The 11,756-nt window shown below is 38.3% G+C and carries 12 protein-coding genes; all 12 read right to left on the reverse strand.

Features of this window, described 5'->3' with window-relative positions; translation table 11 throughout:
- Positions 1-25: 25 nt before the first annotated feature.
- The 12 genes from lepB to V8G61_RS03010 all read right to left on the reverse strand — a co-directional run bounded on the left by lepB (position 26) and on the right by V8G61_RS03010 (position 11,738).
- A complete protein-coding gene (gene lepB, locus V8G61_RS02955) occupies positions 26-1,603 on the reverse strand; it encodes a signal peptidase I (protein WP_394873937.1) in 1,578 nt (525 codons plus the stop codon).
- 67 nt (positions 1,604-1,670) lie between these two features.
- Positions 1,671-2,378 carry a 4-hydroxy-tetrahydrodipicolinate reductase gene (dapB, locus tag V8G61_RS02960; RefSeq protein WP_394873938.1) on the reverse strand — a complete coding sequence of 236 codons (708 nt, stop codon included), beginning with the start codon at positions 2,376-2,378 and terminating at the stop codon, positions 1,671-1,673.
- 5 nt (positions 2,379-2,383) lie between these two features.
- Complete coding sequence (locus V8G61_RS02965) at positions 2,384-3,001, reverse strand: DUF5683 domain-containing protein (RefSeq protein WP_394873939.1); 618 nt, start codon at positions 2,999-3,001, stop codon at positions 2,384-2,386.
- Entirely contained in the window at positions 2,991-3,902 is a 912-nt protein-coding gene (locus V8G61_RS02970; protein ID WP_394873940.1) for a ParB/RepB/Spo0J family partition protein, read from the reverse strand. The genes V8G61_RS02965 and V8G61_RS02970 overlap by 11 nt, the downstream gene beginning before the upstream one ends.
- 2 nt (positions 3,903-3,904) lie before the next feature.
- Positions 3,905-4,669, reverse strand: a complete 765-nt coding sequence (locus V8G61_RS02975) for a ParA family protein (protein WP_394873941.1) — start codon at positions 4,667-4,669, stop codon at positions 3,905-3,907.
- 341 nt (positions 4,670-5,010) lie between these two features.
- A complete protein-coding gene (scpA, locus tag V8G61_RS02980) occupies positions 5,011-7,128 on the reverse strand; it encodes a methylmalonyl-CoA mutase (RefSeq protein ID WP_394873942.1) in 2,118 nt (705 codons plus the stop codon).
- A gap of 28 nt (positions 7,129-7,156) precedes the next feature.
- Positions 7,157-7,792, reverse strand: coding sequence for a hypothetical protein (locus tag V8G61_RS02985; RefSeq protein ID WP_394873943.1), 636 nt, complete (start codon positions 7,790-7,792; stop codon positions 7,157-7,159).
- Between the two features lie 4 nt (positions 7,793-7,796).
- Entirely contained in the window at positions 7,797-9,200 is a 1,404-nt protein-coding gene (locus tag V8G61_RS02990) for a methylmalonyl-CoA mutase subunit beta (RefSeq protein ID WP_394873944.1), read from the reverse strand.
- Complete coding sequence (locus V8G61_RS02995) at positions 9,193-9,516, reverse strand: septum formation initiator family protein (RefSeq protein WP_394873945.1); 324 nt, start codon at positions 9,514-9,516, stop codon at positions 9,193-9,195. The genes V8G61_RS02990 and V8G61_RS02995 overlap by 8 nt, the downstream gene beginning before the upstream one ends.
- Before the next feature lie 2 nt (positions 9,517-9,518).
- Entirely contained in the window at positions 9,519-10,124 is a 606-nt protein-coding gene (gene udk / locus V8G61_RS03000; protein ID WP_394873946.1) for a uridine kinase, read from the reverse strand.
- 65 nt (positions 10,125-10,189) lie between these two features.
- Positions 10,190-10,612: a c-type cytochrome gene (locus V8G61_RS03005; protein WP_394873947.1), complete on the reverse strand. Its 423-nt coding sequence runs from the start codon at positions 10,610-10,612 to the stop codon at positions 10,190-10,192.
- 4 nt (positions 10,613-10,616) lie between these two features.
- Positions 10,617-11,738, reverse strand: coding sequence for a PQQ-dependent sugar dehydrogenase (locus V8G61_RS03010; RefSeq protein ID WP_394873948.1), 1,122 nt, complete (start codon positions 11,736-11,738; stop codon positions 10,617-10,619).
- Positions 11,739-11,756: the final 18 nt, after the last annotated feature.

Here is an 11,756-nt window from a genome sequence, read left to right on the forward strand (position 1 = left end):
TAGATATTCTGTGTGTAATTCTTAATTAGGCCTTCTTCTTACGCTTTCTGAATTTAGAATACCCAAAATAGGCAAATAATGCTATCAAGAACGGAATAAAATATGAGGTTGGTTTTTCGTCGCCATTCACGGTTGTAAAGAAACGATCCCAACGCGGCTTTTTACCGTCCCAACTCATCCAAACAAATATTGGTTTCCCAACCACATGATCGAAAGGTACAAAACCCCAACGGCGCGCATCAATGGAATTATGGCGGTTATCACCCATCATCCAGTAATAATTTTGTTTGAAGGTATAAGTGTTGGAAGGTTCTCCGTTGATGTAGATCTGTCCGTCTTTAACATTCAGGGAGTTGCCTTCGTATTCGCTGATCACACGTTTATATAAAGGGAGGTTTTTAGCATTGATGTCTATCGTTTTTCCCTTTTCCGGGATATATAGGGGTCCGAAGAAATCGATGTTCCATGCGTAAGTAGAGTCCTGAGGAAAAACTTCAGGATTCCATACGCCTTCTTCTTGAATATTTTTGGTAATACTTCCGACGTTCGGGTTATCCTTAAAATTGTTGTAAGCCTCATCCGAAATAGCTGAAAAAATATACGTGTTTTGGGCATTCATAATCCCAAAATAGTCTGTAATATCATATCGGTCCTTTAATACTTTTGGGTTAAAACGGTATTGTTTTGGTTGTACCAGATAACTAAACTGTAACTGAGCTGTGCCCGGTAATTTATTTTTTTCGCCATTAATATAAACGTAGCCATTTCGCACCTCTAAGGTATCGCCAGGTGTACCAACACAGCGTTTCACCAGATTGGTTTTTTTGTCGATGGGCTTATAGTAGTTTCTATCCGGTTGAAACTGGTTCATATCGAGCAGTGTATCTGCCGGTTGATTAAAAACCACAATGTCGTTTCGCTTTATACTTTGAAAACCTGGAAGACGCATGTAAGGTAACTGAAACTTATTTTGCCAGGCTGTTTTTCTGTTGTCGTAATCGTCGCTAAAAAGGTAGGATTTAATACCCAGGCCTGGGATTGTATCATGCACCATCGGTGCTGCTACGGTGGTCATCGGTACACGTGCACCATAATTAAATTTACTCACAAAAAGGAAGTCACCAACCAATAATGATTTTTCCAGAGATGAAGATGGAATTGTGAATGGCTGTATAAAATAAGTATGTACTATGGTTGCCGCTACGATGGCGAATAAAATAGAACTTACCCAGTCGCCGGATGACGATTTAGGCTGTAAACTCCGGTTTTCGATATAATTGACATCCGCAACATAATTGAGATAGTAGTTATAGAAACCGAGGGTAACAATGGCTAAAAAAGTGTCCAGATAGGTGTTTTTACCAAAGCTTCTGGCAGTTTCAACCCAAACAATGATGAACATTATAAGGTTCACGATGGGTAAAAACAACAAAAAGATCCACCACCATGGGCGATTGATTATTTTCAATAGAATGATGCCATTGTACAAGGGTACAAAGGCTTCCCAGGCTTTACGACCAGCTTTAAGATAAAGTTTCCAGGTGCCAAGTCCGTGTATGACTTGTATGATGAGGATGAATATAAACCACTGCGAGAATGTCATAATTTAAATTTTTTTAATCTTTCGTTAGTATTAAAACTACGAGTTCTTGTTACTAAGGTTTTTGTAATTAACCAATATTTAACACATCATTCATAGTAAAAACACCCGTTTTATCTTCTTTTAACCATTCGGCTGCGATCACGGCTCCTAATGCAAATCCTTGTCGGCTATGTGCTGTATGTTGGATCATTAAAGTATCTACATCACTTTCATATGATACCGTATGCGTTCCCGGAACATCATCAATGCGTTTCGCAACAATTGACAGGTTGTTGTTGGAACCATCATTTAATTTCCATTCCGTGTATTTTTCATGATTTTCAATGATCCCCTCTGCCAAGGTAATTGCAGTGCCACTAGGAGCATCTAATTTCTTGGTATGATGAATTTCTTCCATGGAAACCTTATATTGTTTCAATTGGCTCATCATTTTAGCCAGGTTTTTATTCAGCTCAAAAAAGATATTAACCCCCAGACTGAAATTTGATGCATAAATAAATGCGCCTTTTTTCTCCTTGCAAAGCTCAACAGCTTCATCGTATTTATCCAACCAGCCGGTTGTGCCTGAAACCACAGGAACTTTATTATTAAAACAATTTGATATATTATTGAAAGCTGCATCTGGAATGCTAAAATCAATCGCCACATCAGCTTTGGTAATATCGTAATCGGTATCATCTTTATCCACGCGTAACACTACTTCATGGCCGCGATCGACCGCTATTTTTTCAATAGTTTGACCCATTCGTCCATATCCGAGTAAGGCAATTTTCATAGATTTTAAAATTTAAAATTCAAACTGAGTCCGAGGTTACCCCGAGCATCAATATTATTTAATTCATAATGGGGATTTAAACTCAGATTTTCATCCACATTAAATTGTAATAAATGGGCATCCACATTGGCATCAATGATATTTAGTGCGTACATGCCTATTAAAACCAACAGCGACAATTCCCGATTCCGACGGTAAAATTTTTGACCACGTTGTAATCCTTCGGTTGTTACTCTTGGGCTTGTCAACTTATTTCCCTGGGCGTCAAAATAGAACTCATCGGTCTCAAAACCTGCTAATCGACTTTTATAAGCATCCCGGTAACGATTATATTCTTGAGTGTTGTTAATGTAAAAGTAAACGCCGGTTCCAATAGCTCCATAAACCAAAGGGATTTTCCAATATTTTTTGTTGTAGGCTTGCCCTAATCCGGGAAGTATCGCCGAATAAAACGCCGCTTTGGCTGGAGATAAGGGGTCAATGGGTTTGCTAGCCACTTGCACAGAGTCCACAAGAACCTCGTCGCTAATAATTTCTTTTTCCGGGACCTTTTTTTCCTGCGCTGAAAGGGTGTAGCTGAGTAAAAAGAAAAAATATCCTGTTATAAGGATTTTATTTTTCACCTTGAACTAATTTTTTAATACGATTAAAATCTTCTTCAGAATGGAATGGAATCGTAATTTTTCCTTTCCCATTTTTAGAGACTTTAACGTCAATTTTATGTCCGAAGTATTCAGAGAACACCTGAACCCCTTTTTTAATGTATTTGGGAACGCTTTGGTCTTCGGCTTTTTTTGAAGGGGTTTTGCTTTCACCCTTATCATGATAATTCCTAACGAGGTCTTCGGTTTCACGCACCGATAGTTTACCCGAGAGGATTTTTTCGTAGATATCCAACTGATCACCCTGATCCTCAATAGCGATCAACGCACGGCCATGGCCCATAGAGATAAAGCCATCACGAATGCCTGTTTGAATGATGGGATCCAGTTTCAGTAGGCGTAAATAATTCGTTATAGTTGATCGTTTTTTACCTACGCGCTCACTCATTTGTTCCTGGGTAAGCTGAATTTCTTCAATTAAACGCTGGTATGATAAGGCGATCTCAATAGGATCCAGATCCTGACGTTGAATATTTTCAACAAGAGCCATTTCTAGAGATTCCTGATCGTTAGCGATACGAATATAGGCAGGAATCGTCTCCAGATTTAAGAGTTTCGATGCGCGGTAACGGCGTTCACCTGAAACCAACTGGTATTTATTAAAGCCCAGTTTTCTAACGGTTATAGGCTGAATAATACCAAGCTCTTTAACGGAGGATGCTAATTCCTGAATGGATTCTTCACTGAATTTGGTCCGCGGCTGAAATGGATTAACTTCAATAAAATCAAGATCCAACTCAATGATATTACCGATAACCTTTTCAGCATTTTTATCTTTAGCTGATTTTATATCGTTATCAGGATCATTCAATAATGCCGATAACCCTCTACCTAAAGCCTGTTTTTTATTTGCCTTCGCCATACTTAACCATTTTTATCGATAATTTCTTTTGCCAAACTTAGGTAATTTGTGGCACCTTTACTGGAAGCATCGTAATCAATAATACTTTCACCATAACTTGGTGCTTCACTTAATCGTACATTTCGCTGAATGATGGTTTTAAAAACCATGTCATTAAAATGCTTTTGAACCTCTTCAACCACTTGATTTGAAAGGCGTAAACGTGAATCGTACATGGTTAACAAAAGCCCTTCAATATCCAGTTCCGGATTGTGAATTTTTTGAACACTTTTAATAGTATTCAATAATTTACCCAGACCTTCCAATGCAAAATACTCACATTGTATCGGGATGATTACAGCATTGGCAGCGGTAAGTGCATTCAGAGTTAATAAACCCAATGATGGGGCACAATCGATGATAATATAATCGTATTCGTCCTTGATATCTTCCAGAGCCTTTTTTAGCATATACTCTCGAGAGGGTTTATCAACCAGTTCAATTTCTATAGCTACCAGGTCGATATGGGCCGGAATAATATCCAAGTTTGGAGTTCCTGTTTTAATAATGGCATCTTTTGCCGAATTTGAATGTTCTAAAAGTTGGTAGGTTCCCAGCTCTACGGAATCGACATCAATTCCTATTCCGGATGTTGCATTCGCTTGAGGGTCGGCATCGATTAACAATACGCTTTTCTCTAATACACCTAAAGAGGCCGCTAAATTTACTGATGTAGTGGTTTTTCCAACGCCTCCTTTTTGGTTAGCAATTGCTATTATTTTACCCATTAATGATTTGGTTTTATGAATGGTAAAAATACAATTATTTGTCAGTAATAAAAACGGAAATTGTTAACAAATAGACGAAAGGCGAAGTACTCAAAAATTTCAAAACTTCGATAAAATGTCTGATTACCATAATTTATAATTTTTTTTAGAATAAATCGCTTACCGTTGAAGACGTGAATAAAGTCAATAAAAAGTAATTTAAATTGTTTGATAAGTGGACCGTTGTAAATGCCGGTGATTTCAGTAAACCGATGGAATCAAAAGAGTAATAAAAATCAATTTACAAAAAAACCGCTTCGTAAAACAAAGCGGTTTTTTTATTTCTACTAAGTATAAAATCTTTAATCAATAAGAATATCTAAAATTTTAATTGCGGCATCACTTATTTTAGTTCCCGGTCCGAACACTGCAATAGCGCCGGCATCAAACAAAAATTGATAATCCTGTTTAGGAATGACACCCCCAACAATAACCATAATATCATCCCGACCGTATTTTTTTAATTCTTTGATAACTTCCGGAACCAGAGTTTTATGACCGGCTGCCAACGAAGAAATACCAAGTATATGAACATCGTTTTCAACAGCTTGTTTTGCAGCTTCCTTTGGTGTTTGAAATAGTGGTCCTATATCTACGTCAAAACCTAAATCTGCATAAGCGGTAGCTACGACTTTAGCACCACGATCGTGGCCATCCTGGCCCATTTTGGCGATCATGATACGTGGCCGTCTACCATCCTGTTCTGCGAAAATATCAGCCATTTCTCTGGCTTTTTTGAATGACTCATCGTCTTTGATAGCTTTACTGTACACGCCTGTTACGGATTTAATTTGTGCTTTGTAGCGTCCGAAAACGGTTTCCAGTGCATCACTAATTTCACCTAGTGTTGCACGTTGCCGGGCAGCTTCTACCGCTAAAGCTAATAAATTTTCTTTACCATGCCGTGCCGCTTCAGTAATTTTACTTAAAGCGTCTTCGACTTTGTGCGCGTCACGATTTGCCTTCAACTCAGATAAACGCACAATTTGCTGATTTCGAACGGTATTATTATCAACTTCAAGAGTGCTAATAGCATCTTCCTGGTCTAACCTATATTTATTAACCCCAACAATGATATCCTCTCCAGAATCAATTCGGGCCTGCTTTTTGGCTGCGGCCGCTTCAATCCGCATTTTGGGAATACCTGCTTCAATCGCTTTGGTCATACCACCAAGCGTTTCAACTTCTTCAATAAGCTCCCAGGCCTTTTGTGCAATATCGTGCGTTAATTTTTCTACATAATAGCTCCCTGCCCAAGGATCAACAGTTTTGGTGATCTTAGTCTCTTCCTGTAAAAATATTTGAGTGTTTCTCGCGATCCGAGCTGAAAAATCTGTGGGTAAGGCAATGGCCTCATCCAAAGCATTTGTATGTAAGCTTTGAGTACCACCAAAGGCCGCTGCTGCGGCTTCAATAGTTGTCCGGGCTACATTATTAAAGGGGTCTTGCTCTGTTAAACTCCACCCCGAGGTTTGCGAATGTGTTCTCAGAGCTAATGATTTTGGATTTTTAGGATTGAATCGTTTTATCAATTTTGCCCATAACATTCTGGCAGCACGCATTTTGGCAATCTCCATAAAGTGATTCATGCCAATAGCCCAGAAGAACGATAAACGTGGTGCAAAGGTGTCGATATCCATTCCGGCATCAAGACCTTTTTTGATATACTCCACACCATCTGCTAGCGTGTATGCTAGTTCAATATCACAGGTTGCCCCCGCTTCCTGCATATGATAACCCGAAATACTGATGCTGTTGAACTTTGGCATATACTGACTCGTAAATTCAAAAATATCCGAAATGATCTTCATGGAAGGGGACGGGGGATAGATGTACGTATTTCGAACCATAAATTCCTTTAGAATATCATTTTGAATGGTTCCGGCCAACTGCTCCGGTTTCACCCCTTGTTCTTCTGCGGCCACAATATAAAAGGCCATAATTGGCAACACAGCGCCGTTCATGGTCATGGAAACACTCATTTTGTCAAGTGGGATCTGGTCGAAAAGTATTTTCATATCCTCAACCGAATCGATGGCAACTCCAGCTTTGCCTACATCGCCTACAACACGTTCATGGTCGCTATCGTAGCCACGATGTGTGGGGAGATCGAAAGCTACAGATAAACCTTTTTGCCCGGCATCTAAATTACGTCTGTAAAACGCATTACTTTCCTGAGCCGTGCTAAAACCGGCATATTGCCTAATGGTCCAGGGGCGTCGTACATACATTGTACTGTAAGGCCCGCGAAGATACGGCGGTATACCTGCAACAAAATCAAGGTGTTCAACATGCTTCAAATCTTTCGGTGTATAAACCGATTGAATAAGAATTTCCTCAGCCGAAGTAAATGAACTTTTACCTGGCTTTATATTATCCTTGTTTTTTTTAATTTGAATATGTTGAACGTCTTTTCTCAAAAAAACTATGGTTTGATAATATTTAATATTATTTTTTAGGAATCTTATTGAAATCCACATTTTCATATGGATCTGATTTCAAGTTTACCAAAGATAAATCCTCGTCAAAAAATTTCGCGTAAAACAGGTCGAAAGCCACATAAAGCGCTATATATTTATCAGTAACTGCCGCCCGGTAATTTGAAGCTAAAGGTGCTCCAAACAGCTCTGGACTCATGGAGTTTGTTTCTAGCAAGGCCTTCAAAGTAGCTTGTAATTGTTTTTCGTTTATATTTTGGATCAGGCAGTTAAAAAACGGACTATTATAGTTTAAATGACTTCTGGGGTTTTCAGCGTCCCAGAGGTCTTCATCCTTAAGGGCTTGAAAAACCAGAACAGAATGTTTGGAAGCGATATCTGTGAGTTTGATACGATTGTTCACTGCGCCATTGATAAATCGCGAATAGGCCAAGGTTAAATTTTGTCCGGATAACCTACTATAGTGTCTATTCAAATCATTCTCAAAACTGTATAAAGCTTCATTTAATAGCTCATTATTCAGGCTTTTACACGTAATGACAGGCTGCTCATCAGAAAATTTAAAATCCTTAAAATTGTTCTTTTTGTTACAGCTAAGAAGGGTAAAGGCTAAAAATATAGTGATATAAAATCCTCTCAATGTCATGATATTATTCCTTTTTTAATCGTTCTTGTTCTAATCGTTCTTGTTCTAATCGTTCAGCTAATCGTTTTGGAACTATGGGTTCAATTAATGTTTTTCGTGGTTTCGTCTTTACAAAGGGGTAGAGCTCGAGATTCTCGTTCATTTTGTCTTCTGGATTCGGGTGTTTATTCGTTCCGAGCAGGACAATTTCACCATTGTCGAATTGAGCCTGTTCTTTTGCCGCGCTTTCTTTTATTTTCCGCTGGATAGTTCGGGCTTTCAACTGACTTAAAAACCCGCCATTTGATTCGATAGTTTTAAAAAGTTCCAAAGCTTTTTCAGCTAATTGATCTGTTAACGATTCAATATAATAGGCGCCATCAGCCGGATTGTGTACTTTATCAAAATAGCTTTCATGCTTTAAAATCAATAACTGATTTCGTGCCATACGATTGCCAAATTCATTAACCTTATGGTAAATGGAATCATATGCTAAATTGCAAACTACATCTGCGCCACCTAAAATAGCGCTCATGCATTCTGTGGTAGTGCGCAACATATTTGTATTATAATCGTAAATGGTTTTGTTACGTCTGGATGGCGTAGCCATGATTTTACAATTAGCTTGAATGCCATATGTAGCGGCCAGGGTTTCCCAAAGTAGCCTTAAGGCTCTAAGTTTGGCTATTTCAAAAAAGTAATTTGAACCAATTGACACTCTAAAAATCATTTGCAGGGTTTCCCAAGGATTATCAATATGACCTTTTTCTCGTGCTGCCGTCAGTTGATTTAAATATTCATTTGCATGGGCAAGCGCATAAGCTAATTGCTGTACCATGTTTGCACCAGCATTTTGATAAATAATGGTGTCAACAGTAATGGCTTTAGTGATCTTTACGTTTGAAATAAAGGCGGAAAAATCTGAATTCAGATTGTTGTAAAAATTTCCTTTTACGGCTAAATGGCCTATGATATCCGTATTGATAAATATGCCGGCTTTACCCTGAAGGTTCATTAAGTTTTTCACATAATCAACATCTAAAAAAAGAAGATCGCAATACACTGGAATAGTATCCAGGTCAATATCTTTTAAAAGAGCCTCAGCCGAAACTGAGGTGTCAGGGACTATAAATTGAAGACTTTCTGCACCACGCGCCAGTGCATCGATCGCATTTAAATTACTCTTATTGGTGTCTGCCACGTAAATAGCCTGACTGATCTTCCAATTTGATGGGGTTGTTAAGGGTAGTTCTTCTACATTTTCAAAATCGTCAGCATGGTAAAAAGGCTTAACCACAATACCTTCATTTGAATGCCATAACAAGGTATCGTTATAATCAGCACCTTTAAGATCAAATTGGATTTTTTGTTTCCATTGTTTCGCAGATACCGGTTCGAACGCATCAAATAAGGATCTCGATTTATTCATGTGGATTAGCGTTTATGCTGTCTTCGTATTCTATAATATATATTTCCTCGTTGTTCTTTTTCATATAATATTTTTCCCGAGCAAATTTTTCGAGACCCTCCTCTGTTTTTAAAGTTTTTATGGCGGCATTATCCTTTTTAATTTCCTCAAGGTAATAGTCTTTTTCGTTTTTTAGATCCTTGATATCGCCATTTAATTCATGATGAATTAGCCACGAATTTGTATCAAAAAAAAGCATCCATATAGCAAAGCCTGCCAGTATCAGGATAAAGATATTTTTGAAGGGTTTAAATATTTTATGCTTAAAAAAAGCCATGTTTAAAGTCGGTTGTTGATTATAGTTCGAACGATATCAATAGCCACTGTATTGTATTTATTGTTTGGTATAATAATATCGGCAAACTCTTTCATAGGTTCAATAAATTGATTGTGCATGGGTTTCAGGGTGTTTTGATAACGGCTCAAAACTTCATCCAGATCTCTTCCGCGTTCAGCGATATCTCGTTTTAAACGTCGTATTAGGCGCTCATCGCTATCGGCATGCACAAATATTTTAATGTCAAACATATCCCGTAATGAAGGATGTGTTAAGATAAGAATTCCTTCGACGATCATAACCTTTCTCGGCAGCGTTATGACCACATCGCCTGTGCGATTGTGTTTTACAAAGGAATATACGGGCTGATTTATTGGTTGCCCTGTTTTTAATATCTTAAGATGTGATTCTAATAGATCAAAATCGATGGATTGCGGGTGATCGAAATTGATATTGACGCGTTCGTTATACGTTAAATGTGAGGTGTCCTTATAATAGGAATCCTGCGACATCACGCCAACTACCCCTTCCGGAAGTTCATTCAGAATTTGATTGACCACAGTTGTTTTTCCACAACCGGTACCGCCGGCAATTCCTATAATGAGCATGATTCGGTTTTTAATTAGCGTGTCACAAATTTAGGTAAATCAATATCCAATTAATATCAAATGACCTATTTTTTTATTGTAGCCACATCCGCTTCAGTAACTATTTTTGTGTTTTTGTTGCCCCAACTATTATTGATATAATTCATAACATCGGCAACTTCATCATCACCCAATCCCGGTGGCGGCATAAAACTGTTATATTTTTTCCCATTGACTGTAATTTCACCTTGCTGGCCATATTTAAGTCCACGGATACTTTCTTCCTGATTTTTCATTAAATAATCTGATTTGGCTAATGGTGGATAAACATTTTCTACACCTTCGCCTGAAGCTAAATGGCAATTCATGCAAAAATCCGTGTAAATTTCAGCCCCTCTTTCGATGCTTTCCTGTAAGGGGTCCTGTGCTGTATAATTTTCAGTTTCTAGTGACAGGTAAGAGGAAATGAAAATAAGCCCTGTTAACCAGCTTAAAGTTATTAATTTCAAAGTCTTATTTTTTCACGATTTTTAAAATACCTTTTCCTTCCACCGCAATGTAGATAAAACCATCCGGAGCCTGAACCACATCTCGAAGGCGACCAATACCTTCGAATAATTTTTCGCGTTTTACCACTTCATTATCTTTCAATATTAAGCGTTCCAGATATTGAAACTTCAAGGATCCCACAAGCAAGTTACCTTCCCAATTAGGATACCTATCGGAATGAACAATAACGAGACCATTTGGTGCAATAGAAGGCACCCAATAGAACAATGGTTGTTCCATACCTTCTTTTTCTGTGATGTCGGTAAATGAAGTGCCACTATAATTTATACCATATGAAATAACCGGCCAACCATAATTTTTTCCTTTCTGAATAATATTAATCTCGTCGCCACCTCGAGGTCCGTGCTCATGTTCCCAGATCTCTCCGGTAAATGGATTCTTGGTGAGCCCTTGTGGATTTCTATGTCCATAGCTATAAATAGCCTTTTTTGCATCGGCATCATTTACAAAAGGGTTGTCCGCAGGAATTGAACCGTCGTCATTTAATCTGTAAATTTTTCCACCATCACGGGTGATATCCTGAGGGTTCACTTCGCGGTTTCCGCGCTCTCCAATAGAGAAATAAAGATAGCCGGCATCATCAAAAGCTATGCGTGAACCAAAATGTTGTCCTTTTTTAGTATTGGGAACTGCTTTGTAAAGTTTTTCGATCGATACCAAAGAATCATTTCTGAGTTTCGCCCGAATTAAAGCCGTATTTCCTCCTTCCTCTTCTCCTTCTGATGAAGCAAAAGTAATGTACAGCCACCCATTATTTTCATAATCCGGATGGGTAGCAATATCCATTAGGCCTCCCTGACCTCTAACGTAAACCTCAGGAAGTCCGGCAATGATCGTTTTTTTACCATCCACAAAATGAAACAACTGGCCACTTTTTTCAGTGAACAACATACTTCCGTCAGGTAAAAAGGTCATACCCCAAGGAATACCCATTTCTTCAACGACCAATTCTGTTGTGTAATTCAGATTTTCAGGACTTTCAGCTGTTACTTCTGAAGGCGTTTGCTGGGCACAAGCCAAACACACCATTGCCAAGAACAAGGTGCTAAATAGTGATTTTTTCATAGTTGCTCATTTTTTTTC

It is taken from the genome of Gaetbulibacter sp. M240, from assembly GCF_043876815.1.
Taxonomy (GTDB): Bacteria; Bacteroidota; Bacteroidia; order Flavobacteriales; family Flavobacteriaceae; genus Gaetbulibacter_A.

Coding starts and splice junctions, on each gene's coding strand:
- lepB (WP_394873937.1), bottom strand. CDS start 1,603: ATGACATTCTCGCAGTGGTTTATATTCATCCTCATCATACAAGTCATA.
- dapB (WP_394873938.1), bottom strand. CDS start 2,378: ATGAAAATTGCCTTACTCGGATATGGACGAATGGGTCAAACTATTGAA.
- V8G61_RS02970 (WP_394873940.1), bottom strand. CDS start 3,902: ATGGCGAAGGCAAATAAAAAACAGGCTTTAGGTAGAGGGTTATCGGCA.
- V8G61_RS02975 (WP_394873941.1), bottom strand. CDS start 4,669: ATGGGTAAAATAATAGCAATTGCTAACCAAAAAGGAGGCGTTGGAAAA.
- V8G61_RS02985 (WP_394873943.1), bottom strand. CDS start 7,792: ATGACATTGAGAGGATTTTATATCACTATATTTTTAGCCTTTACCCTT.
- V8G61_RS02990 (WP_394873944.1), bottom strand. CDS start 9,200: ATGAATAAATCGAGATCCTTATTTGATGCGTTCGAACCGGTATCTGCG.
- V8G61_RS02995 (WP_394873945.1), bottom strand. CDS start 9,516: ATGGCTTTTTTTAAGCATAAAATATTTAAACCCTTCAAAAATATCTTT.
- udk (WP_394873946.1), bottom strand. CDS start 10,124: ATGCTCATTATAGGAATTGCCGGCGGTACCGGTTGTGGAAAAACAACT.
- V8G61_RS03010 (WP_394873948.1), bottom strand. CDS start 11,738: ATGAAAAAATCACTATTTAGCACCTTGTTCTTGGCAATGGTGTGTTTG.